The organism is Pseudomaricurvus alcaniphilus, from assembly GCF_011440395.1.
Lineage (GTDB): Bacteria > Pseudomonadota > Gammaproteobacteria > Pseudomonadales > Cellvibrionaceae > Pseudomaricurvus > Pseudomaricurvus alcaniphilus.
The window spans coordinates 20,835-45,706 of the sequence record NZ_JAAOIX010000008.1; the positions used below are offsets into that span (position 1 = coordinate 20,835).

Annotated in this window: 19 protein-coding genes; 8 read left to right on the forward strand and 11 right to left on the reverse strand. The window is 59.3% G+C overall.

Translation table 11 applies throughout. The features are described from left to right. The first annotated feature begins 9 nt into the window (after positions 1–9). From G8764_RS15180 to G8764_RS15195, 4 genes are all read left to right on the forward strand, one after another. Positions 10–1,104 carry a CNNM domain-containing protein gene (locus G8764_RS15180; protein ID WP_166165521.1) on the forward strand — a complete coding sequence of 365 codons (1,095 nt, stop codon included), beginning with the start codon at positions 10–12 and terminating at the stop codon, positions 1,102–1,104. A 143-nt stretch (positions 1,105–1,247) separates the two neighbouring features. Beyond that, entirely contained in the window at positions 1,248–2,246 is a 999-nt protein-coding gene (locus G8764_RS15185) for an LLM class flavin-dependent oxidoreductase (RefSeq protein WP_166165522.1), read from the forward strand. A gap of 170 nt (positions 2,247–2,416) precedes the next feature. Beyond that, on the forward strand, positions 2,417–2,677 hold the full coding sequence (locus G8764_RS15190) for a CDGSH iron-sulfur domain-containing protein (protein WP_166165523.1): 261 nt from the start codon (positions 2,417–2,419) through the stop codon (positions 2,675–2,677). A 2-nt stretch (positions 2,678–2,679) separates the two neighbouring features. Continuing rightward, entirely contained in the window at positions 2,680–3,372 is a 693-nt protein-coding gene (locus G8764_RS15195; protein ID WP_166165524.1) for a nucleoside deaminase, read from the forward strand. A gap of 12 nt (positions 3,373–3,384) precedes the next feature. On the opposite strand, the gene G8764_RS15200 is transcribed toward G8764_RS15195, so the two are convergent. Next, positions 3,385–3,996: a hypothetical protein gene (locus G8764_RS15200; RefSeq protein ID WP_166165525.1), complete on the reverse strand. Its 612-nt coding sequence runs from the start codon at positions 3,994–3,996 to the stop codon at positions 3,385–3,387. A gap of 28 nt (positions 3,997–4,024) precedes the next feature. Then, complete coding sequence (locus tag G8764_RS15205; protein WP_166165526.1) at positions 4,025–6,439, reverse strand: acyl-CoA dehydrogenase; 2,415 nt, start codon at positions 6,437–6,439, stop codon at positions 4,025–4,027. Between the two features lie 314 nt (positions 6,440–6,753). On the opposite strand from G8764_RS15205, the gene G8764_RS15210 reads away from it, so the two are divergent. After that, a complete protein-coding gene (locus G8764_RS15210; protein WP_166165527.1) occupies positions 6,754–7,488 on the forward strand; it encodes an NYN domain-containing protein in 735 nt (244 codons plus the stop codon). A 96-nt stretch (positions 7,489–7,584) separates the two neighbouring features. Continuing rightward, positions 7,585–7,899: a VanZ family protein gene (locus G8764_RS15215; protein ID WP_207951913.1), complete on the forward strand. Its 315-nt coding sequence runs from the start codon at positions 7,585–7,587 to the stop codon at positions 7,897–7,899. Here the strand turns inward: G8764_RS15215 and G8764_RS15220 are convergent. The 4 genes from G8764_RS15220 to G8764_RS15235 form a co-directional block, all read right to left on the reverse strand. Further along, a complete protein-coding gene (locus tag G8764_RS15220; RefSeq protein WP_166165529.1) occupies positions 7,893–8,987 on the reverse strand; it encodes a polysaccharide deacetylase family protein in 1,095 nt (364 codons plus the stop codon). The genes G8764_RS15215 and G8764_RS15220 overlap by 7 nt on opposite strands. Before the next feature lie 5 nt (positions 8,988–8,992). Then, complete coding sequence (locus G8764_RS15225; RefSeq protein ID WP_207951914.1) at positions 8,993–9,799, reverse strand: glucosaminidase domain-containing protein; 807 nt, start codon at positions 9,797–9,799, stop codon at positions 8,993–8,995. 295 nt (positions 9,800–10,094) lie between these two features. Continuing rightward, the gene (gene typA, locus G8764_RS15230; RefSeq protein ID WP_166165531.1) at positions 10,095–11,909 is read right to left on the reverse strand and encodes a translational GTPase TypA; all 1,815 of its coding nucleotides are present in this window, start codon (positions 11,907–11,909) and stop codon (positions 10,095–10,097) included. Positions 11,910–12,162: 253 nt separating this feature from the next. Then, entirely contained in the window at positions 12,163–13,203 is a 1,041-nt protein-coding gene (locus tag G8764_RS15235; RefSeq protein ID WP_166165532.1) for a hypothetical protein, read from the reverse strand. A 159-nt stretch (positions 13,204–13,362) separates the two neighbouring features. Here G8764_RS15235 and G8764_RS15240 point away from each other — a divergent pair, with 159 nt between their 5' ends. Next, positions 13,363–15,657, forward strand: coding sequence for a TonB-dependent receptor plug domain-containing protein (locus G8764_RS15240; RefSeq protein ID WP_166165533.1), 2,295 nt, complete (start codon positions 13,363–13,365; stop codon positions 15,655–15,657). A gap of 1,071 nt (positions 15,658–16,728) precedes the next feature. Here G8764_RS15240 and G8764_RS15245 read toward each other — a convergent pair. From G8764_RS15245 to thiI, 5 genes are all read right to left on the reverse strand, one after another. Further along, the gene (locus G8764_RS15245) at positions 16,729–17,847 is read right to left on the reverse strand and encodes a hypothetical protein (RefSeq protein WP_166165534.1); all 1,119 of its coding nucleotides are present in this window, start codon (positions 17,845–17,847) and stop codon (positions 16,729–16,731) included. A gap of 98 nt (positions 17,848–17,945) precedes the next feature. Beyond that, complete coding sequence (locus tag G8764_RS15250; protein ID WP_166165535.1) at positions 17,946–18,563, reverse strand: RNA polymerase sigma factor; 618 nt, start codon at positions 18,561–18,563, stop codon at positions 17,946–17,948. Positions 18,564–18,696: 133 nt separating this feature from the next. Continuing rightward, positions 18,697–21,123: a bifunctional diguanylate cyclase/phosphodiesterase gene (locus G8764_RS15255; RefSeq protein ID WP_166165536.1), complete on the reverse strand. Its 2,427-nt coding sequence runs from the start codon at positions 21,121–21,123 to the stop codon at positions 18,697–18,699. Continuing rightward, entirely contained in the window at positions 21,124–21,324 is a 201-nt protein-coding gene (locus G8764_RS15260) for a hypothetical protein (RefSeq protein ID WP_166165537.1), read from the reverse strand. A gap of 159 nt (positions 21,325–21,483) precedes the next feature. Next, positions 21,484–22,950 carry a tRNA uracil 4-sulfurtransferase ThiI gene (gene thiI, locus G8764_RS15265; protein ID WP_166165538.1) on the reverse strand — a complete coding sequence of 489 codons (1,467 nt, stop codon included), beginning with the start codon at positions 22,948–22,950 and terminating at the stop codon, positions 21,484–21,486. 400 nt (positions 22,951–23,350) lie between these two features. On the opposite strand from thiI, the gene glnA reads away from it, so the two are divergent. Beyond that, entirely contained in the window at positions 23,351–24,757 is a 1,407-nt protein-coding gene (gene glnA / locus G8764_RS15270) for a glutamate--ammonia ligase (protein ID WP_166165539.1), read from the forward strand. The last annotated feature ends 115 nt before the right edge of the window (positions 24,758–24,872 follow it).

Here is a 24,872-nt window from a genome sequence, read left to right on the forward strand (position 1 = left end):
ACCGCCACTATGCCGACCAACGACGCCAGTACCGATATCGCGCTGCTCACTGCCTATGTGCTGCTGGCGCTGGGGTTCTCCTTTCTGTGCTCCATCGCCGAAGCGGTGCTGCTGAGCATCACGCCGTCTTATATCGAAGGGCAAAAAGCCAAGCGCCCGAATTACGCAGCGTTATTGCAGCAGCTAAAAATGGACAATGTCGACCGTTCGCTGGCGGCGATCCTGACCCTCAACACCATCGCTCACACCGCTGGTGCGGTGGCCGCTGGCGCCAAGGCCAGCGAGGTGTTTGGCAGTGCCTGGTTTGGCCTGTTTTCCGCCGTGATGACCCTGATGATCCTGTTTTTTTCCGAGATTATCCCAAAAACCATAGGCGCAATTTACTGGAAAAAACTGGCCAAACCCACCGCGTTTTTCGTGCGCGCGCTGGTGACCTTGCTGCTGCCGCTGGTGTGGGCTTCGGAACGGCTGACCAAATTTATCTCCCACGGCCAAAACGGTCACTTTATCAGTCGCCACGAGCTGATGGCCATGACTCGGGTGGGTGAAGAGAGCGGGCACATTAAAGACAACGAGTCGCGGGTCATTCACAACCTCTTGCAGCTGAACACTCTTACTGCCCAGGATATTATGACGCCGCGCACGGTCATCTCGGCCCTGCCGGAGGACACGACCGTTCTGGAGGCGGTGCGTTACCTGGTCAAAAAACCCTTCTCCCGTCTGCCCCTCTACTGCGGGGATACTGACAACATCAGCGGCTTTGTGTTGCGCGACGACATCCTGCTCCAGCACATCCTCAACAACGAAACCCTGCCGCTGGTGTCACTCAAGCGCGACTTGATGGCGGTCCCCGCCAAAGCGCGCCTGTCACTGCTGCTGGAGCGCCTGCTGCAGGAGCAGCGTCATATCGCACTGGTGGTGGACGAGTTTGGCGGCACCAAGGGCCTGGTCACCCTGGAAGACCTGCTGGAAACCCTGATGGGCGTGGAAATTATCGATGAGCGCGACAAGATCGAGGACATGCAAGTGCTGGCGCGCAAGCTGTGGAAAAAGCGCGCCAGAAAACTGGGTATCGACACCACGGATACCGATGAGCTGGAGTAGGCTTGTCCTTAGCCGCTGTCCAGTCGGGCCGGTGACAAAGCGATAGGATTAAAGTGTTAAGAATAATCAGGCGCCCCTGGCAGCGACTGACGACCGCCACGCAATCCGCTACTGTATAGCCTTTGTCTGCAAGGCGACCCCCCATGATCAACTACTCCCTGCTCGACCTCTGCCCGGTAGTCGAAGGCAGCAATCCGGCCGAAACTTTCCAGCGCTCCCTGGACCTCGCCCAACACGCCGAGCGCTGGGGCTACAACCGCTACTGGTTGGCCGAACACCACAACATGCCCGGCATTGCCAGCGCCGCCACTGCGGTGGTGATCGGCCATATCGCCGCTGGCACCTCGCGCATTCGGGTCGGCGCCGGCGGCATCATGCTACCCAACCACTCGCCGCTGATTATCGCTGAACAGTTCGGTACCCTGGAGGCGCTGTTTCCCGGCCGTATCGACCTGGGGCTGGGGCGGGCACCGGGAACCGACCAGGCCACCGCCAGGGCGCTGCGGCGCGATCTGCAGAGCAATGCCGAGCGCTTTCCCCAGGATGTGATGGATTTACAGGCCCTGCTCGGCGACCCGCAACCCGGCCAGGGCTTGCTGGCCACGCCGGGCAGCGGCTCCAAAGTACCACTGTGGATACTCGGTTCCAGCACCTTCGGCGCGCAACTGGCCGCTGCCCTGGGTCTGCCCTACGCCTTTGCCTCGCACTTTGCTCCGGGTGATTTGCAAGTGGCCCTGAAGACCTACCGCCACTACTTCCAACCATCGCAATACCTGGACAAACCCTATGTCACCCTGGGCTTTAATGTGATTGCCGCCGACAGTGATGAGGAGGCCGAACTGCTCAGCAGCTCCATGCAGAAATCCTTTGTCAGCCTGCGCCAGGGCAAGCCTCTGCGCCTGCAGCCACCGCAAGCGAATTATCTGCCAACGCTTGGCCCAGCCGAGCGCCACACCTTGCAACAAGTCCTGAGCTGTTCCGCCATCGGTTCAGCCGCCACCGTGGAAACCGGAATCCGCGCCTTCCTGGAGCAAACCGGCGCCGACGAACTGATGCTCAACGGCAATATTTTCGACCACCGGGCGCGCTTGCGCTCGTTTGAGATCGCCGCCGATGTGATGCAGAAAATCAACGGTCGTTAACTATGACCACTAGCCATGGCCACTGACAACGATCACTAACAACTGTCACTAACCTGGCCGCAGCAATATTGTCACAGCCGGCTGCCCCTTGCGACTGTACCGCGATAGGGGTTTAATCGAAATTCAGCCCGCCCACTAAAGGCGGTAATAAAGAGCAAGGAGACATGGTGATGAGTAAAGCGGTTAGAGCCTCTGACACACCTTATGCGGTCGACACTGTGGCCGGCAAAAGCTATTTCTGGTGCGCTTGCGGGCGCAGCAAGCGGCAGCCTTTTTGCGATGGCTCCCATAAGGATACCGGCTTCACACCAGTCAAGTATGAGGCGACGGAATCGAAAAAAATCTTCTTTTGCGGCTGCAAGAGCTGCGCTACTCCCCCGCTCTGCGATGGCAGTCACAAGCGGGGTGCCCAAATCAGCGCAGGAGATTGACCTTGTTTCAACAACCCGACAGCGTTCGCTTTCAGTTGCCACCCTGGCTCAACACGCTGGCGCGCAGCTATGAGCCGTCCACCGATATTGAACAGCGCATGGCGCTGGTCATCGCCGCCTCCCGCCGCAGTGTCGAAATGCAAACCGGCGGCCCTTTTGGCGCCGGCATCTTCGACAGCGACAGCGGTGAACTGATCGCCCTCGGCGCCAACCTGGTCACCAGCGAAGGCCTGTCCATGCTGCACGCCGAAATGGTGGCCATCAGCCTGGCGCAGAGAAAATTTGGCAGTTACTACTTATCAGGGCAAGAGTTATCAGGGCAAGAGTTATCGAGGCAAGAGTTATCAGGGCAAGAGTTGTCCGGACAGGGATTAGAGGGGCAGGAATCCTCGCAACAGAAGTTGCCGAGGCTGGAACTGGTCACCTCCACCGAGCCCTGCACCATGTGCCTGGGGGGCATCCTCTGGTCCGGACTGCGGCGGGTAATCGCTGCTGCGGCCGACGGCGACGCGCGCAAGATAGGTTTTGACGAGGGCCCCAAGCCCGACGACTGGATTCGCTCACTGAACGAGCGCGGAATTGAAGTCATCGCCGGTATCGGCCGCGAGCAGGCCCGCGCCGTGCTCGAGCTCTACGAGCAAACCCAGGGCCATATTTATATCGGTCGCAAACTCAACGGGCCCGGCCCAGGCTAAGCGCCCCCCGCATTAAAGTTGCTGTGGGGGGTCAAAGGTGACCAAGCCCTGCTCATCAAAATAGGGAGTGCCGAGCAGGTACAGCTCCATTTCATGGGCCGCGGTGGACTCGGTAAAGGTCAGGTACACGCGGCCGGTCAAATAGGGGCTCAACGCCCCCAGCAGTTGCCGCGCAATCTCCCGGTCCGCCTCGGCACAGCGCAAAATGACCGCGCCCTCCAGCTCTCCGGCCAGCGCCGGTGGCTCGGCTGAATCCAGCCAGCGGCCGAGATTATTTTGCCCCAGTACCTCCGCCAGTTGCCGGGCGACCCGGGTGCGGCTGGGTAACCCCGGCTGCGCCCACACCCTGAGCTCGGGCCGCAACTGCTTGTATTTCGCCTGCAGCACCCCCAGCGACTGCAACACCTGCTCCCGCTTGATAGACGACACCGCCACAAAGCCCGGTTGCCACGGCCCCCGCGGGTCGCTGTGCAGCAGCAGGTGTTCACCCTGGGCCGAGCTGCTCAGCACCTCCGGCAAATTGGGGTCGTCGCCACTGCAACCGAGCAAGCCGGTGCCCAGCAACAGCCACAGGCTTATCCAGCGCACGGTTCTACCACCGTAATAACGCGTGTTCTGCCACATACAACCTCCCGAATCGCGAATCAAATATTCAACCGGCCGCTGCACCGGGCGCCGGGGCAAAATCATCCACGTTGATGACGTCGCGGATCAGTTCCATCACCTCCCGGATGCGCTCGACCTGGGCGCTATCAATCAGGCCCTGCTCCAGCGCCTGGGCGCTCAACTCCTCGTAGTTATTGATGCTCAATACCGTGTGCAGCTGTTTGTTGATCAGCTTTTCCGTGCTCGCAATTTCCTGGATGCCGGCAAACGCCGCCGCCAGTTTGGCGGTCACCTCCTCACCCCGGGGCTGGTACAGGCCCTGCTTGATGCGCTCCCGCGCCGGGTTATCGCTGAGCAGGATGCGGGCAGTGTACTTGCCGAGCCGATCGGAGGGCACTCTATAGGGGCGCCCCAGCGGGAACACCAGCCAGCGGATAACGGCCCCCAGCAGCGGCGACGGCAAATTGCGCAGCGCGTTCACCAGCGACGTCTGGATTTGATAGAGACTGTCGCGCATGGCCCAGTGCACCAGCGGCCGGTCTTCCTTCGGGCAGCCACTGTCCTCGAACTGCTTCAGCACCGCCGATGCCAGGTACAGGTGAATAAACACATCAGCCATACGCCCGGAGATTTTCTCGCGGAATTTAAAGGCGCCGCCCATGCTCAACAGGATGGTATCGGCCACCAGCGCAAAGGCACTGCTCATGCGGGTAATCTGGCGGTAGTAGTGGGCAGTTTTGCCCTGTACCGGAGCGCGAATAAAACGCGCGCCGGTGACGCCATAGACCAGGGTGCGCGCCAGATTGCGCAGCACAAAGCCGATGTGGCTGAACAGCGCCTGGTCAAATTTGGCCAGCGCCTGGTCGGAGTTTTGCTCCCCGGCCAGCTGCATCTCACGCTGCAGGTAGGGGTGATTGCGAATGGCACCCTGGCCAAAAATAATCAGGCTGCGGGTGAGAATATTGGCGCCTTCCACGGTGATGGCGATGGGCAGCGCCTGGTAAATGGCGGCCATATAGTTGCCCGGGCCGGTGATGATGCCCTTGCCGGCGTGGATATCCATGGCGTCGTTGACACAGCGCCGGTTGGCCTCCGTGGCGTGATACTTGAGCATGGCCGACAGCACCCCGGGCTTCTCGCCGAGCTCCAGTGCGCTCAAGGTCAGCAAGCGGGCGGCGTCGAGGCGATAGGCTTCACCGGCCATGCGCGCCAGCGGCTCCTCGATGCCCTCGAAGTAGCCGATGGGCATGCCGAACTGCTTGCGAATACGGGCGTACTCGCCGCTGTAAATGGCACTTAGCTTGACCCCGGCGGTGCCCAGCGCCGGCAGGGAAATGGCGCGCCCGGCCGCCAGGCTGTGCATCAACATCCGCCAGCCCTGGCCGATGCGCGCCTGCCCGCCAATCACGTAACTCATGGGGATAAAAACATTGTCTCCCCGGGTGGGGCCGTTCATAAACACCGAGCCCACCGGGAAGTGGCGATTGCCGGTCCAGACCCCGGCGGTGTCGGTGGGAATCAGCGCGCAGGTAATGCCCAGCTCCTGCTCTTCCCCCAGCAGGCCATCCGGGTCATAGGTTTGAAAGGCCAGCCCTAGCACCGTGGCCACCGGCGCCAGGGTGATATAGCGCTTGTTCCAGCTGACCCGCAGCCCCAGTACCTCCTCCCCCTGCCAGTCGCCCTTGCAGACGACGCCCCGGTCCGGCATGGAGGCTGCATCGGAGCCTGCGGTGGGCCCGGTGAGGGCAAAACAGGGGATGTCCTCGCCGCTGGCCAGCCGCGGCAGGTAATACTGCTGCTGCTCTTCGGTGCCGAAGTCGCGCAGCAACTCGCCCGGGCCGAGGGAGTTGGGCACCATGACCGTGACCGCGGCCGTGAGATCACGGCTGGCGATTTTGGTGACGATGGCAGAGTTGCCGTAGGGGCTGAACTCCAGTCCGCCGTATTTCTTTTCGATGATCAGGCTGAAAAAGCCATTGTCGCGCAGGAACTGCCAAACCGGCGCCGGCAGATCCTGCTGCTTCTCAATTTTCCAGCTGTCGAGCATGGCGCAGAGTTCTTCCAGCGGGCCGTCGATAAAGGCCTGCTCCGCCTCGCGCAGGGTCGGCGCGGGAGTGTGCAGCAACTTGTCCCAGTCGGGGCTGCCGGAAAACAGCTCCGCATCCCACCAAACCGTACCGGCTTCCAGCGCCTCGCGCTCAGTGTCCGACAGGCGCGGGGCAATCTTGCGAAACCAGGCGAACACCGGGCCACTAACCAGCGCAACGCGCAGTGAGTTGCGAGAGAGCAAGTAGCAGGTAATAGCAGCCACGGCGGTCAGTAACAGCAACCAGCCAGACACTCCACCCAGTACGACAAAGGCCAATAACAGGGTTGCCAGGCCGATGGCGGCACTGATCAAACGCACCTGGTAAAACCCCAGGGCCAGCAAAACCGCCAGTAAAACGCAAAACGCGAACATAAGTTCAATCTCCGGGTAACAGTGATTGTTGGTTCAGCCGCCGTCACCCAAAGCAGGTGCCTTAGTGGCGCCGGTAGCTGTTATTTTGACCCTGAAGCTGCTTTCCCCTGCATAGTATCACTGCCGCACAGTTTGCATAACCATTGTGCAGCGCAGCTGTTGAGCAAATGGGCGACAGCATCTCCAACTAACAAGCATACGGGGAAGTGGCGACAGTGGTTTGCACTGGGTCAATAAACGTAGTATCAAGTACGCCAATTCAGCCAACCGCGCGGCAACCGTCGCGGCGCGCCCCTGTAAGGTGACCCCCAGACATGGAACAGACACAAAAACTCGCGGTTCTAATCGATGCCGACAATGCCCAACCCAGTATCGTCGAGGGCCTGCTCGGTGAAATTGCCAACTACGGCACCGCCAACGTCAAGCGCAGTTACGGCGACTGGACCGGGCCCGGCCTGAAGGGCTGGAAAGATGTGCTGCTGGAGTATTCCATCCAGCCGATTCAACAGTTCGGCTACACCCGCGGCAAGAATTCCACCGACAGCGCCCTGATTATCGATGCCATGGACCTGCTCTACACCGGTAACTTCACCGGCTTTTGCATCGTCTCCAGTGACAGCGACTTCACCAAGCTGGCCTCGCGTATTCGCGAGTCGGGGCTGGTGGTGTACGGCTTCGGCGAGAAGAAAACCCCGGCTGCCTTCGTCTCCGCCTGTGACAAATTTATCTACACCGAGGTGTTGCGCGGCAAGACCGATGAAAGCGTGAAGATCGCAAAGAAAAGCGCCAATGAGCTGAAGCAGGACGCCAAGCTGGTGAACTTGTTGCGCAATGCGGTGGAGGCCTCCTCCGACGAAAGTGGCTGGGCCCAGCTCGGCCCGGTGGGCAGCAATATCGCCAAGCAGTCGCCGGATTTCGACCCGCGCAATTACGGCTACGGCAAGCTCGGCGAACTGGTTGCCGCCACCAAACTGTTTGAAATTGAACAGCGCCAGATTGGTGACACCAATTCAAAGGCCGTCTACGTGCGCGACAAGCGCAAAAAATAAACCCGGCTCACCGCTGGTGAGCATTAACCCCGAGAGCCCATGACAGGATTACTGTTATTTGTAACGCGATTTTGGTTGCCGCTGAGTGCAGCGCAATTGACACTGATTACCACTTTGTCACTGCTGCCCCTGAGTCAACTGCCAGAGGTGTCCGGCGGTGACAAGCTGCATCACCTGCTGGCCTACTGCGCCCTGATGTTTCCCGTGGCCCTGCGCAAACCCGCGCACTGGGTCTGGATAGGCCTGTTATTTTTGGCCCTAAGCGGTGCGATTGAATTGCTGCAGCCACTGGTAAATCGCTACGCCCAGTGGTCAGACCTGTTCGCTAACGGGCTCGGCCTGGGCCTGGGCCTGCTAGTGGCAATAGTGGCGCGGCGATACTGCTTGCCGGCGCCACAGGTCGATCAATAATCCAGCCACAGGTAGGAGTGCCAGAAGAACTCGCTGCGCCCGGACAGGGCCGGGGCGGTACAGTTGATTTTATTGCGGCCCGGCTGACTCGGCGGCAGTTGCAATTGGTAGGTCAGCGCCGCCTGGGCGACCAGCTGCAGTGGCTCCCCGGCAGCGGTAAAGCAGCCGAGCCCCTGCTCGCGATAATCCCCGGCCGCCAGGCGCAGGGTCAACACTGATCCCGAGGACGCCGCACCTGGCGCCGCCAGGGTTTCTTCCAGCACTGGCAGGGGCCGACTGTTGATGGCGACTTTGAAGCGCTCCATATCCGCATAGCCCGTGGCCATGGGAAAGCGCGGAATCTGCCGCGGGTCGGTGTGGTGACCCACCGCGCCCGACTGCTGCGCCAGACCGTACAGCTTGCGCGCCTGCAGCAGTGCTTTCATGGCGGCATTGTATTCCCCAAACGGGTAGGCGAAGCTGTTGCCCGCCGCCCCCAGTTCAGCCTTGAGACGCGCCCGATTCTCGTCGATCTCCCAGCTGATGCGCCGCTGCCAAGCGGCCTCGGACTCCTCTTTCTGGCGCCGTGCCAAATAGGCGTGGGTGACCGAGTGCGGGGCAAAACTGGCGCCGCGCCCGCGCAGTTCACGGGCCTGCTGCCAGCTCAGGTAGCCGCGCGTTTTGTTATCCAGCGGCTCACTGGCCAGGAAGACCGTGTAGGGCCACCCCAGCTCTTCCAGCAGCGGCGCCGCCTGGCTGTAGATGGACTCATAGGCGTCGTCGAAAGTGATTACAACACTGTTCTCCGGCACCGTTTTGCCCGCCATAAGGCGGTCGAGCAGGTCGTCCAGAGCCAGCACCTGGTAGCCGTTGCTGTGCAGGTAATCGAGGTGCTGGCGAAACTGGTCGGGGGTAACGCTGGTGCTGGGCGGTGTGCTGGCGCTGACATGGTGATAGAGCAAGATCACGGCGTGATCGTCCGCCGCCGGCAGCGCCCCGGCAAAACCACAGAGCAATAACGCCAGCAGCCGCAAACACTGTTTAAGGCTGAACTGTTTAAGTCTGGACAGTTTAAACCTGGATTGCACAAACCTGGAATGGCACAGCATCGGTCTCAATGCTCCTGCGCCGCCTGCAGGCTGAGGGCAAACCTGCGGTACTGGCGAATCATGGACTTTAACTCCGTCACATAAGCGTGGCGGCGCTCTGAATAGTGCAGCAGGCCATCGGCCAACGCCAGACCGTTCACTGCGGCATTTTGCTGGCGCAGTTTGGCGCGGATAGCGCGCATGGGCTTGTAGCGCGGGTGACTGTTGAGGTTGAGCAAGTAATCGGCAATGGCGTCTTCCACCGTGGCAAAGGATTTCAGCTCGTGTTTCGCCCCCTTCTTGCGCTTCGCCGGCACCACCCCGCAGCCGGGTTCGTAGCACCACTGGCCAAACAGGTTGTTGCCGGTCAGGGCAAAGCGGGAGCGACCCCAGCCCGACTCCTTGGCGGCTTGCACCAGGGCCAGCTCCAGCGGAATGGTATCCACCCGCAGCAACAGAGCTTCCAACTGCCTGGCTGGGCTCAGGTCTGTATCCACCCGGTATTGTTCACTCAGTTCCTGCAATGCCTGCGCTTCACTGGAGGACATCTGCTTGTCGTCGGCGTAGCTGGCGGCCAACTCCTGCAGGCGCTGGCGCTGGGCGGCAATAACGGCATTCTGGCGTTCGACCATGGGCTGCAGATACTCGAAGAAGGCCGCCTTCATGGCCTGCACGTCTTCAAATTGCTTGAAATCCGGCAGCGGCTCCACTACCTCCGGCGGCGGCACTGGCTGCCGTAAAGACCAGATAACCAACAAAACCAGGCCCGCACACAACAGACCCACTGCCAGCACTCTGCGCCGACCTGTCACTGTATCCAATAAGTGTTTCATCAGCGGAAGCTTGCCCGTATGCGTCGATTTCAGCAAGGCTTTTGCAATAAATATCCCATGGCGCCCAGCGCGACAGCCCGGCTGGTATAACGTGAAGGCTTGCGCTCAACTGACGGCCCCTGGCCGGGCTACCAGCTTTTGAAAAGAAAACAACTAAAGAGAGGAAACTGCAAGGGCAGTGGCGCGCTAGTCGGGCCGGGTACGCCAGGTTACGGCGGTAGCAAAATGTGCAAGTAATGCCGGGCGGCGGCGGGACGCACTGCTGGCGTACCCGGCCGCTGCCCGTGGCGGCAATTTACTTGGCGTTTTTAGCCCGCTTGCGCTCGTTTTCGGTCAGCAATTTCTTACGAATACGAATGCTTTTCGGGGTCACTTCCACCAGTTCATCGTCCTCGATAAACTCCAGCGCCTGCTCCAGCGTGTGCTTGATCGGCGGCGTCAGGGTCAGGGCTTCGTCGGTGCCGGAAGCGCGCACGTTGGTCAGCTGCTTGCCCTTGGTGGGGTTGACCACCAGGTCATTGGCGCGGGAGTGAATGCCGATCACCTGGCCTTCATACACCTCGGCCGCATGCCCGAGGAACAAGCGACCGCGTTCCTGCAAGTTAAACAGGCCGTAGGCCAGGGTCTTGCCTTTGACCATGCTCACCAGCACACCGTTTTGGCGATGCACGACTTCACCCTCTTTGACCGGGCCGTAGTGGTCAAAAATACTGGTCATGATGCCGGAGCCGGAAGTCAGGGTCAGGAACTGGCCGCGGAAGCCAATCAGGCCCCGGGACGGCACCAGGAATTCCAGCCGCACCCGGCCCTTGCCATCGGGCTCCATATTGCGCAGCTCGCCCTTGCGCAGACCCAGCTCTTCCATAATGGCGCCCTGGTGCTGCTCTTCGACGTCGATCACCACCTGCTCGAAGGGCTCGTGGATTTCACCGTCCACCTCTTTCTGCACCACTTCCGGACGGGATACGCCCATTTCGAAACCTTCGCGACGCATGGTTTCGATCAGCACCGACAAATGCAGCTCGCCGCGACCGGAGACCTTGAATTTGTCCGCTGTGTCACCCTGCTCGACCCGCAGGGCGACGTTGTGAATCAACTCCTGCTCGAGCCGCTCCTTGATATTGCGCGAAGTGACAAACTTGCCCTCGAGCCCGGCAAAGGGTGAGTCATTGACCATAAAGGTCATGCTGACGGTGGGCTGGTCGACGCTCAGCGGCGGCAGCGCCTCCACCTTGAGCGGGTCGCACAGGGTGTCGGAAATACTGAGGCCGTCGATACCGGTAATGCAGACGATGTCACCGGCGGCAGCGGAGTCAGTGTCGATGCGCTCCAGCCCCAGGTAACCTTTTACATTCAGGATCTTGCCCTTGCGCTCTTTACCATTGGCGGATTTCACCACCACTTGCTGGTTGGGCTTGAGGCTGCCCCGGGTAATGCGACCGACGCCAATAACACCGACGTAGCTGTCGTAGTCGAGGGCAGATATTTGCATCTGGAACGGGCCTTCACGGTCCACATTCGGGGTCGGCACCCGGTCGACGATCATCTGGTACAGTGGGGTCATGTCCTCGGCCAAATCCTCCGGGTCGAGACCGGCAATACCGTTCAGGGCGGAGGCGTAGATCACCGGGAAATCCAGTTGCTCGTCGCTGGCGCCGAGGTTGTCGAACAGGTCAAACACCTGGTCCATGACCCAGTCCGGACGGGCGCCGGGGCGGTCGATTTTGTTGATCACCACAATTGGTTTCAGGCCTTTTTCAAACGCCTTCGAGGTAACAAAACGCGTCTGCGGCATGGGACCGTCGACGGCGTCCACCAGCAGCAACACCGAGTCCACCATGGACAGAACCCGCTCCACTTCACCGCCAAAGTCGGCGTGGCCGGGGGTGTCGACGATGTTGATGCGGTAATCGTTCCAGCGGATGGCGGTGTTCTTGGCGAGGATGGTGATGCCGCGCTCCTTCTCCTGGTCGTTGGAGTCCATAACCCGTTCCGCACCGACGTCTTTGCGATCGAGGGTACCGGACTGGCTGAGGAGCTTGTCGACCAGGGTGGTTTTACCGTGGTCAACGTGAGCAATAATGGCGATATTTCGTAGATTTTCTATCACAGGGGAGTCTCTGCAGCGGGGCGACTACCCGCGAAGGAGGAGTGGCCGAAAAATTTGGGTGCGGCATTATACCCGTGTCGAGGCGATGATAAAATAACCAATTGCGGAATATCGCGGCAGCGGCCCATTGCCGCCGCCAATATGAGAGGTTTTCCAGCCCCCGGGCCCAATAACCGGGCTTAATAAAAAGACCCCGCCACCAGGGACGGGGTCAAAACAGCAGCAGGATTAAGGGTTGATACTGGACCAGGGACTAGTCGTCGCCATCGTCCTCGTCGATAACCCCTTGCAGCGCGATGCAGGCGCCATCCTCCACTTCCGCCAGCAGGCCGACGCCGGGGGCGTAGTACTTGTGAGCCGAGGCATCGGGCTCTATGGGTGTGTACTCCAGGGTCACCATACAGTGGCCTGCTTCAGCCCCCTCCTCGACACAACGCTCGGACAGGAACTCCGCCACTGCGGCAGTAACGTCTTCATCCTCGCACTCATCGTCAGGCAACATGCCGGGAGCGCTGACAGTAAGGATTTTGCCCACATCCTCAGCGTCTCCCCAGGCCACTTCCTGGCGGTAGGTGCGCCCTACGTTGGCGGCGCCATCGGCAAAGAACAGGATGCCGGGCTGGGCGCCGTCACGAAACGCCTTCCAGGAACCGTCGATGTCCACCAGTTCGGCCGCCTCCGGTTCGTCGCCTTCATAGAACTCGAAGTTCTCCGATATTTCACCACAATACCAGACGTTTCCGTCCGTATCCTGGGCATACCAGTCATCGGTGTCTTCCACATCGAGGCCGTCTTCGGTGACCAGGTCATTGACGGTGCGGCAGTGAACGCCGTTGATCAGCTTGATTTCATCGGTAACCAGCACGGTGATGGTCTCACCGTCGCCGAAGTAGGTCTGCGAACTGCCGGGGGTGAGATCAAACCAGGGGTTGGCGTTGCCACTGTTGATGTCATCGGGGTGGACAAAGTTTTCTGCCGCCCAGATATCCGCCATGTCGTAAGGGGCCTCGCCAATAATGTTGCACAGCTGGCGTCGCGCACGCCGCTGCGCCTTGCATTCGTCGAGCCCCTCGAGGCGCTCTTCCCGCGCTTCTGCCAGGCACTCGGCGCGCTCGTCACGGTCACGCATATTGATACAAACGGCGATGGCCTCGTTTAGGTCGTCGCGAACATCAAAGGAACAGGCCCGGCGCATAATATCTGCCGTGCGTGTACAGGCCTGGGCGGCCCAGAGATCGGCAGATCCCAATAAAAACATGATGGCCATCAGGCCTGAGGTTAGGTAGAGTTTCATTGTCCTTCTCCGAATCGTTGATAACGGATTTGCTAATAACCTGCTTGCGGCACCGGCATAATCGCTTGGCCGGTGCCGATACCCTAAGAGAGCCGGGTAGCGCGATTTTTCTGTCGCCAAACTCCGAATTATTTTAAAAAAACAAGGTAAAGCGCCGGGATGCCAAAGGTTATAAATCTAACAGCCGCTGCGACGACTCTGTTGCTGCTCGCCGCTGTTGTCGCGGCCCAGCCCGCCATACACACCTTTGGCGACCTTATCGACAGCCTGCGGCGCCAGGGTTACGTCATCATCTACAGCAACAGCCTGCTGAGCCCCGCAGAGCCCATCCCGGAGTCCCTCGACCCGGCCACACCCGATCTCGAGGAACTGACCAGGCTACTGGACCAACGCCAGTTGCAACTGCAGCAGCACGGTAAGGTATGGACCATTCGCCGCAGCGAACAACCGCGGGTCAAAGATCAACTGCCAGCGAAGCCGGCCCCGGAACAGGCGCTGGAAAACATTATTGTGACCGGCACCCTGCACCGCATCACCGAAGCCAACCTGGCCGGCTCCATGCATCGCTTGAGCAGCAACGAGCTGGCGATAACCCCTTCCGCCGCCTCCGACCCACTGCGCGCCAGCCTGCGCCTGCCCGGTGTTTCGTCGGTTGGGGTGTCGGCCAAGCCGCGCATTCGCGGCGGTTTGCAAGATGAGTTGCTGGTCATCCAGGACGGCGTGGAATTGCTCGAACCCTTTCACCTGGCCGACTACCACAGCGCTTACAGCACCATCGATTACTACGCCATCGAGTCCATCGACTTCTACACCGGCGGCTTTCCATCCCGTTACGGCAATCGTATGAGCGGGGTCATGGATATTCGCAACGACTGGGGTGAACGGGAGCACCGGCAGCATTTGGGCATTTCCACCTTCGCCAATTTTTACAGCGCCCACGGCGAACTGGTGGATGCGGACACCGGTAACTGGCAACTGTCCCTGCGCCAGGGCGATCTCAGCGACCTCACCGATTACATCCAAAGCCGGTCCGGGCAACCGGAATACCAGGACGCCGCGACCAGGTTGACGATGCAGCTCAACAAACAGCTGCAACTGACTCTGGGGGGCAGTTACGCCAAGGATGACATCCATTTTATCGACGCCGAGGAGGCCGCCCGGGCGCGGGTTGCAACCCATTTGCTCTGGGCCGGCCTGCAGTGGCAGCAGGGCCAGCTGCGCAGTAACCTGACCCTGTCCTGGCTGGACCTGGGCCGGGACAAGCGGCTCACCAGTTTTGAGGAGGAGGCCGAGGACAAGGGCGGCGAATTGAATCACCAGCAGGATATTGAGCGCTGGTCCCTGCGCCACGACCTGTCGCTGTTGCGCAACGACCTGCTGCTGGAATTTGGCTGGCAGGCAGAGCGCAGCCGCGCCCACTATCAGCACCACAGCCGCATCAATCGTGGCGACCTGGCTGACTTGCTGGATACCGAGCGCGAAGTCGAGCGCGACCTGGACCTGCGCCCGCGGGGATGGTCGGGCGGCGCCTATGTGCAGGCTGAGTGGTCGCTGTCACCCGAACTGGTCGTGCAGCCCAGCCTGCGCTGGGATTTCCAGGATTACTACCTGGCCAGCGGCAGTCGCCAGCAGTTAGCACCCCGCATTGGCCTGGCCTACGAGTTCCAGCCCGAGACTTTCCTGCGCCTCAGCCTGGGCCGCTTCTATCAACCGGAAGGTGTGCAGGAGTTGCAGGTGCTGGACGGGGTGACCGAATTCTATGCACCCCAGCGCTCCGACCAATACATCGTCGGCCTGATTCGCAACTGGCGCCAGTTGTCGATCAGCGCGGATATCTATTACAAGCGCTACGCCAACCAGAAGGGGCGCTTCGAAAATGTCTTTAATCCGTTTGTGTTGCTGCCTGAAATGGAGCCGGACCGGATCGCTATCGCGCCCCGCCGCGCTGAGACCCAAGGCCTGGACCTGGAAGTTCACTACGAGTGGAGCGCAATCTGGAGTGGCCAGTTGCGTTACAGTTTTATGGACGCCTGGGATCGCATCGACGATCGCAAAATCGACCGTCGCTGGTCGCAGCGCCACACGGTGCACGCCGGCCTGACCTGGCAGAGCGACAGTTTCACAGCCGCGGTGGTCGCCACCTGGCACTCGGGTTGGCGCAGCACCCGCCTGCCGACACTGGTTGATGACACGCTGGTATTGGCGGATTATCTCAATAATACCGAGTTGCGCAGCTACGCTTCGCTGGATATCAATATCCGCAAGCGCTGGCCTGTGGGCGCCAACCAGATCGAGGTTTTCGCCGATATCAGCAACCTCACTGATCGCAAAAATATCGCCGGTATCGACTTTGACCTGGAGGAGACCGACGAGGAGGATGTGTTCGAGCTGGTGCCCGATTTCGAAACCCTGCTTGGACGGGTGGTATCGCTGGGTATTATTTTCTCGTTTTGATGTGTTGGTTTGAATATGAAGAGCGTGGTTTAGCGCGGCGGCCCGGTGGGTGTGCCCCGCCAGACCGGCCGCAGACTCTCCGCGCTTTTCGCGCTCCCGGCCTCTTGTGAACGTCTTAGTCGTTGCTTCTCTTCGTTTTACTTGGATATTTGTTGGTAGCAAAACATGGTATGGCGCGGCGGCCCGGTGGGTGTGCCCTGCCAGACCGGCCGCAGGCTCTCCGCGCTTTTCGCGCTCCCGGAAACTCGCTAGCGCTCAAACATCCGTCCGCGAAAACCCGAAAAGCGCGGAGAGCCTAAACGCGACCTGATTGGTCTGGCAGGGCACACCCACCGAGCCTTGACCAGGCATCGAGCGAGATTCTGGGAAAAGACAATAATAAAAATAAAGATATTGAGGTCCTCGCAAGAATAAATTATCTCGATCATCTGCGAGTTCTGGTGGATATGAAGGGCATACCGTTGAGGTCTTGACCAGACCTCAGTTCTGTAAGTTGGAAATCAAATTACACTGCTCTTAGATACCACAATGTAGTCAGCGGTGGGGGGAGCCCGTTGCGGATCAATCAGGCCATGCTTATCCCCCCGACCACATTTGGGGTAGTCGGCGAGGACTGTCTGAATCCCAATTTTTTGCGCGTCTTTTTGCGCAAAAAATGGTTGAGTTTCACAGCCGCCAAATGTGGTCGGGGGGATATGGCCGATCCGCAATGGGCTCCCCCCACCGATGACGGGCAGTCCACTCATATCTCGAATGTGCATTTCTATTCACTCAGCACCGCGCTCGACAATTAGCTCCGGCTGCAAGTGTGGGTGTCCATGCAAGAGCCATGTAAGAGTCGATGTAAGCATCCCTGAAAACATAGGTGTCCATGTAAGCAGCCGATCCGCAATGGGCTCCCCCCACCGATGACGGGCAGTCCACTCATATCTCGAATGTGCATTTCTATTCACTCAGCACCGCGCTCGACAATTAGCTCCGGCTGCAAGTGTGGGTATCCATGCAAAGGTACAAGCATGAGTGTCCAGCTAAGGGTATGGCCGATGCGGATTGGTGCTCGGCACAGGTGTGTTAGTAGCGGGGTAGCAGGGACACTTGCAGTTGGCGCTGGTCTACGAGTGCGGCCGACAAGTCGGTGGCCGCCAGTACTGGTTGCAGAGCTTCGAGGGGGTCGATGCCGTTGATATCGCCGTGCAGCATGGTGGTGTGGGCGTAGACTTTTGCACTGTCGCTGGCGAACTTCAGTTGCAGGCCGCTCTCTTGGGCCACCCATTGCAGAAAGCCGAAGGCGGTGTTGCCCTCCAGCTCAAATTGCGGGCCGGATTGATAGATCCACTGCCAGGGTTCACCACTGGGGGCGATGTCGGTTACCCGCACTTCGCTGGCTTGATTGATCACCAGTTGCCGGGCACCGCCGTCGCTGGCGTCGGCACGGTACTGGTTGCGGCCTGCAGCCAGGGCGATGGCCCCGCGCCGCACCCGGGCCACCATGCGCTCCGGCTCCAGGCCGAGGGTGAATTGGGTGCCCACGTCGCGAACCTCGCCAAATGGGGTTGTCACCAGCAAACCGGTGGCGGTGCCGGGGTTACTGCTTGACTTGTTGGTACTGGCGATACTATTGCCGGGGCTAGCGCTAGTGGCAGTGCTGTTGCTATTGCTGTTGCTGTAGCTGTAGCCACTGAAGTCGCTGACGTAGATCTCGCCCGCCAGCAGCTCCAGCTTGTCCCGCTGGAGGCGCAGGCGAGTTTGGTGATTGAGGCGCACATCGTATTGGCCGTAGCGCAGGGCCAGCAAGCCATCGCTGCCGGTGGCAACGGTGCTCGGTAGCGTTACGCCCTGGCCCAGGGCTGCAGCGCCGGCGCTGGCTGCCCCGGCTTGCAGGGTTACACCATTACCGTGAACACTGACCACTCGGACCTCTGGCAGCGGGTCGTTGTCCCCTGGCAGTGTCAGCAGCAAGCCGGCGCCGACAAGCACCAGCAGGCAGGCGCTGTAGGCAAACTGGCGCCAGCGGCGCTGGCGGCGCGCGCTTCGGGCCTGGGCCAACTCCCGGCGAAAGCCCGCCTCCCAGCTTTGACTGAGGTGAGCGGGCAGATCTTCACGCTTGCCCACGGCACGCAGCAGGCGTGCCAGCCGCTGCTCTTCGTCCAGCGGCCCGGGGGAGTCGGGTTTGTTTTCGTCGTTGTTCATAAACTTCTCACTTGCTACCTCATTGCGCTCACTGCCTTATTTCGCTCGCCACCTCATTTAACTACCTGTCATTTAACTATCTGTCATTTAACTATCTGTCATTTAACTACCTGCAAAGCCACATCGCACACTTCCCGAAAGGCCCGGCGCGCTCGCGCTAACAGCGATTGGGTTGCTTCGTCACTGGTTTGCATCTGCGCGGCGATCTCCTTTGAATTTAGCCCCTCTATGTATTTGAGTTCCAGCGCCCGGGCGTAGTGCTCCGGCAGTTGATCGAGGGCAAACTGAATCAGGCCGATCAGTTCGCGACGCTGGTTGAGCGCCTCCGGCTGCAGGCGCTCGTCCAATTCTATGGTTTCGACCACGCTGCGCAGAATTTCGTCATTCAGGTACGGCGTCATCATATCTCCGTGGCGATGGACTTCCGCCAATTGGCGAGAGATCTCGTGGCGACAGATGCGAATCAACCAGGCCAACAGGGTCGCCTCGCCGCGATAGGTTTCCAGCCGCCGCGCCGCCTGGGCCAGGGTTTTCTGCACCACTTCGTCGACGTCTGCTTCGATATCCAGCCGGTGGCGGGCGTAGCGGAACAACTTGGGAAAATATTCATCCATGAATGCCCGTAACGCGCGCTCGTCGCCAGCCAGCACGTTGGCCGCCAGGCGCCGATCACGGAGCAGTTGAATTGCGCTGACCTCAGGGTTATTTTCGCTCATATCACTCTATTAGAGGGGCGATGGCGCAAAAATCTATCGCGGCTGCGGTAAAATTCTTCGCTGCCACAAGTTTGATTATTGCAGATACTCTGGTTGTGGCGTGCCTGGCCAGGGGTCGCGCTATTGCCGCCGCCTACATGGAGAGGTATTCGGGCGAGCGCAAGAACTCCAGCATTTCTTCGGCCGGCATGGGTTTGGCGAAGTAATAGCCCTGGCCCTCGCCGCAGCCCTGGGCGGTCAAATAATCCAGCTGGGCCTGGGTTTCTATACCTTCCGCTACAGTGGTCAATGAGAGTCGTCGGCACAGATCCAGCAGGGATGCGACGATAGCGGTGGATTGACTGTTGCTGCCCAGCTGGGCGGTAAAACTGCGATCAATTTTCACCGCATCAATGGGCAGGTTGCGCAAAAAAGTCAGCGAGGAGTAACCGGTACCAAAGTCATCGAGACTGATTTTGACACCCACCGCACGCAGCTTTTGCAGGTGGCGCTTGACCAGTAATTCGTCGGTGAGAATACTGGTTTCGGTCAGTTCAATCTCCAGCCGCGACAGGGGAATCCGGAACTGGCTGGCCAGGGAGATAAAGTTTTCCGCAAAGCTCTCCTGCACCATTTGCCGGGCGGAAACATTGATGGCGATACGGATGCTGGCAGGCAGCATCTCGTCCCACTCGCGAATGTGATGGAAGGCCTCGGCAATAACCCAGCGACCAATATCGTGAATAAGCTGCGACTCTTCCGCCAGCGGGATAAAGTCTACCGGAGAAACCAGGCCGCTGGCCGGATCGCGCCAGCGAATCAGCGCCTCAAAACCCGCAATCGAGCGACTGGCGAGAGTGATTTTCGGCTGAAAATACAACTCAAACTCGGAGCGCTTCAACCCGGAGGCGATGCGCTGTTCCAGCTCCAGGCGCTCGTGTACCTGGCTATTGATGGCCTCGGTAAACAGGTAATACTTGTTTTTGCCGAGGCTCTTGGCCTCGTACATGGCCAGGTCGGCATTGCGCAGCAGGGTATCGGCATCGGCACCATCAAACGGGTAGATGGCGATACCAATACTGGCGCCCACGCTCACCGGGCTGTCATCCAGTATCACCGGCTCATTGATATCGGTAATCAGGCGCTCGGCAATCAGCGCGATATCGCGGGCACTCTTGAGGTTATTGAGGATGGCATTGAATTCGTCACCGCCGCGGCGGCTGATCATCAAGCCACCTTCATCCGTCTCCCTATCCGGGCTGCCCACCACCAGGTCGCCGCTGCGCAGGGAGTCACTCAGGCGCTCGCCTATGACCACCAGCAATTGGTCACCGGCGGCGTGGCCGAGCCGGTCATTGACTTTCTTGAAGTCATCCAGGTCGATAAACAACACGCTCAGCAAGCTGTTGTTGCGCGCTGCAACCTCGATCATCTGCGCCAGCGAGCGGCGCAAGGTCTCCCGATTGGGCAACTTGGTCAGGGGGTCAAAAAATGCCAGCTGGGTCACCCGATCGTTGGACTCCTTCAGGCGGCTGCCCATGGTGCGGAAGGAGGCGGCCAGCTCGCCAATCTCGTCGCTGCTGGTAATGGCGATATCCGGCAAGTACTCGCCGGCAGAAATTTTGCGGGTGGCCCGGTTGAGATGATCCAGTGGGCGAATGACCATCCGCGCCAGCTGAAAATACAGGAAAAACGAGACCAGGGTCACCAGGATTGCAGTCACTACCAGCGCGGTGCTGATAATACGGCGAATATTCTGCAGGCGCTTTTCTATATCCACCAGCGACCCCAGCCAGATCGACACACCCACAGGCTGCAGGGTGAGCTGGTAAGTTTTACCCTCCAACGTCAGCTCAACAAACTTTGCCTCCGGTGCCGCCGTGGCAAGTTGTTCCATAGCATCAGCAGGCACCTGGTCAAAAGCCAGTGGCTGGCTTTGGGCCAATATTTTGCCGGCGTCATCGCAGTAGAAAAGCTGCATATTGGCCAGTAACCGGCCTTCAATGGCCCGGGTCAAGGCGAGGGTACTGATGTGCAAACCCAGATAGCCCAGCACTTGGTTGTCGGGGCCTGCAATCGGCCGCATCACCAGAAACAGGCTGGAATTATCCATAACCTCCAACAATTGGTACGACAATTGTTTCGCTTTCCAGGCGCTGGCATCAAAGGTTTTTTTAAACGGGAAAACATCCTGGTACTGGGCGGTCCTGACCTGGCTGGCTTCAATCAACAAGCCGTCCCTGTCATAGGCCGCTGCGGCCACAATATCGAAGTTGAGCGCCAGGCTCTCTTCCAGCACCGCGTTGATGGCACTGGCACTCGCCGCAGCAGGGGCATCAGTGTAGCGCTGCAAACTGAGCATCAGCGCCGAGCTGCCGGCCAGCAAATCGACATAGGCCTGGTTGCGGGACAACTCAAATTGTGCGCTGGTGCTGATGCGGGAGGTTATTGCGTACTGGTCTTCGAGCGCGTCGGCATGAAACTTGTTCTTCAGTAGCCAGTAGCCGCCGCTGCCCAATATAGACAGCGGTACCACCAGCAGGACAAAGAGAAGAAGCAGGATCTTGCTGCGCAGCCCCATCTAGCCAGCACCACTGTAGTTGATACCGGCATAGTTGATACCGGCATAGTTGATACTGGTACAACCGCAACCAGTGGCCATTTCCAGGTCAGGCAAGGGGCGCTGTCGGGGGCACAGCACCAAAGTGTGCGCAGCGCCAGCCAGCAGGGAACCCGCGCCGTAGATCGTGATGATATCGGTGACCTTGTGCCAGTAAACCACAGTTCCTCCCTGAAGCTACTGAGCGATCTCTAACCCGAGTGAGAAATCACTGGCCGGGAGCAAGTAACTGCCGGCCTGAAGTGAGCAACTGCCCGCCAGTATAGGACATTACGCGACCGGCGACAGCCTCAGTGAGAGGAATTAAGCAATTTAACCGCCTCAATCCTCGCGATTCGAGCCGGGCCGGTAAACGCCCACATTCTGGAAGCCGGCAGCGCGCAAATTGGCGGCGTGCAATTGGCTCATTACGCCTTTTTCGCAGTACAACAGGTATTCCACCTCTGCCTCCAGCCCGGGCATTGCCGAGTCGAGCCGATAGAAAGGTATGTGCTGCACTTCCAAATCCGGCAGCGACAGGGGACGCAACTCCTGTTCGTCCGGGTGGCGCACATCAATGACTACCTGGCGGGTGAAATCCTGCGCCGCTGGCGCCTCGCTATCACTCAGCAGATCATCCACCACCTGGTCAATCGGCAGTGTGCGCCGGTTAGCCACTGCTGCGTCGAGCACCGCAAAGTCAAAATTACTCTCCTCGGCAGCCACCCGCTCCTCCCGTGCCCGAGTGGTGGGTTTGCGCGAGATCACACCACAGTACTCGGGCATCGCCGCAGCAAACTCCTCGGTGCCGATACGGCGGGCAATATCGATAATGTCGCCCTTGTCCATGGTAATCAGCGGCCGCAGGACCAGCGTATTGGAAACACTGTCGATCACCGACAGATTGGTCAGGGTCTGGCTGGACACCTGGGCCACCGCCTCACCGGTGACCAGCGCGCCTATTTCCATTTCCCTGGCGATATTTGTGGCCGCCCTCAACATCATGCGCTTGAGCACCACCCCCATCTGGGTGTTGTCGACTTTTTCCAGGATTTCAGACACCACCCCTTCGAAGGGTACCGCCACAAACATCACCCGGTGGGATGCCGCAAATTTGTTCCACAGGTAGTAGGCCACTTCCTTGACCCCCACCTCGTGCGCCCGCCCACCCAAATTGAAAAAGCAGTAGTGGGTGCGAATGCCGCGCTTGATGGTCAGGTAACTGGACACGGTTGAATCAAAACCGCCGGAAATAAGCGACAGCACTGGCTCCTGGGTACCCAGGGGAAAGCCGCCGAGCCCCGGCCTCTGGTTTTCGACCACAAACAACCGATCGCGCTTGATTTCCAGCTTCACCGTCACGTCCGGGTCCTTCAGCTTTACCCCCCGAGCCGCCGTGTGCTGATTGAGGCCACCACCGACATAGCGCTCCACCTCGATGGAGGTAAAGTCGTGATCGCCCATGCGCTTGACCCGCACACAGAAGGTCTTCTCGGCCAGGGCTGACCCCCAGATCGCCAGGGTGCGCTGGAAAATATCGTCCATATCGCCCAGCGGGAACGCCTGCACCTGGGAAAAGTGTGCAATGCCCGGGGTGCGGGCCAGGATATCTGCCACCTGGGCCACCTGGGCAGGTTCGCTGCCGTCGGCAAACACATCGATTTTATCCCAGTCGCGAACAACCCTGACCGAAAAGTCGAGGCCGCGAACCAGCTCCTTCAGGTTATCCCGCAACACACGGATAAACCGTTTGCGCACGGGTGCACTTTTAATGGTGATCTCGGGGAAAAGCTTGACGATAAACTGCATAGTATTAGACCGGCCCCAATTTAAGGGCGCTGTAATCCGGGGCGCGGCATTATAAAACATGCCCGGTTCCGTTACACCCGCAAGATCCGGGAATCCGCAGCGGGTCCCGCGCCACCATTTCCGCACCAACATAGAGCATAAACCGTATTATTGCCCCAAATTGGACCATCAAGCGCTCGTTAAAGCCGTCGAACAACAGCTAAGTTATTGATTTTCAGAAATTTATTGCGCCAAAAACAGCTGGCATACAATTTGCCCTGTTATTGCTCACTCTCTCTTGCGCCGGCTGTATAAAAAGTGAAGAATGCGTATCGACTTTCCGCAACTTCACGCTAAACAGGGCACAAGGAAAGCGCGTTTAAAACAACTCACTTGGTAAGGCCATTCTGGAGGCATCCACATGTCAGAGAAAACTCTGAATTTGATCAAAGAAAGCGAAGCTCGCTGGGTAGACCTGCGCTTCACTGACACCAAAGGTAAAGAGCAACACGTAACCATCCCCGCCAAAGAAGTGGACGAAGATTTTTTCGAAAACGGCCAGATGTTTGACGGTTCGTCGATCTCCGGATGGAAAGGCATTAATGAATCTGACATGATCCTGATGCCCGATGATAGCACTGCTATCCTCGATCCTTTCACCGACGAGCCTACCGTCATCCTGCGTATGGATATCGTCGAGCCTTCTACCATGATGGGCTACGAGCGCGACCCCCGCTCCGTTGCCAAGCGCGCGGAAGAGTACCTGAAGTCTACCGGTCTGGGCGACACCGCCTTCTTCGGCCCGGAGCCAGAGTTCTTTGTCTTCGACGACATCAAGTGGGGCTGCGACATGAGCGGCAGCTTCATCAAAATCAACTCCGAAGAAGCAGCCTGGTCCACTGGCACTGAATACGCCGATGGCAACATGGGTCACCGCCCACGTGTCAAGGGTGGCTACTTCCCGGTTCCCCCGGTCGATTCACTGCACGACCTGCGCGCTGCCATGTGTAATGCCATGGAGCAAATGGGCCTGGACGTTGAAGTGCATCACCACGAAGTGGCCAACGCCGGCCAGTGTGAGATCGGTGTCAAGTTCAACACCCTGGTGAAGAAAGCCGACGAAGTGCAGATCCTCAAGTACTGCGTCCACAACGTTGCCCACGCCTACGGCAAGACCGCTACCTTTATGCCCAAGCCAATGGTGGGTGACAACGGTTCCGGCATGCACGTGCACCAGTCTTTCTGGAAAGATGGCGTCAACCAGTTCTCCGGCGACGGCTATGCCGGCCTGAGTGAAACCGCCCTGTTCTACATCGGCGGTATCATCAAGCACGCCAAGGCCCTGAACGCCTTTACCAACCCTGGCACCAACTCCTACAAGCGCCTGATCCCGGGCTTTGAAGCACCGGTTATGCTGGCTTACTCCGCCCGCAACCGCTCCGCGTCACTGCGTATTCCGTACGTTTCATCACCGAAAGCCGTACGTCTCGAAGCCCGCTTCCCGGACCCGATTGCCAACCCTTACCTGTGCTTTGCGGCCCTGCTGATGGCTGGCCTCGACGGCGTGAAGAACAAGATCCACCCTGGCGATGCCGCGGACAAGGACTTGTACGACCTGCCAGCGGAAGAAGCCAAAGCCATTCCCCAGGTTGCCGGCTCCCTGCGCGAAGCCCTGGGCTGCCTCGACACCGACCGTGAGTTCCTCACCGCCGGTGGCGTGTTTACCGACGACATGATCGATGCCTACATCGAGCTGAAAATGGAAGACGTCTACCGCGTTGAGCACACCACTCACCCGGTTGAATTCGACCTCTACTACAGCGTGTAAGTAAGTACAGCGTGTAAACGCCGCGCCATCGCTGCAGTCGCCGCCCCGGCAACTGCAGCGCTAACGCAGACAAGGGCGACCCGGAAATTGACACCGGGCCGCCCTTTTTTTATGG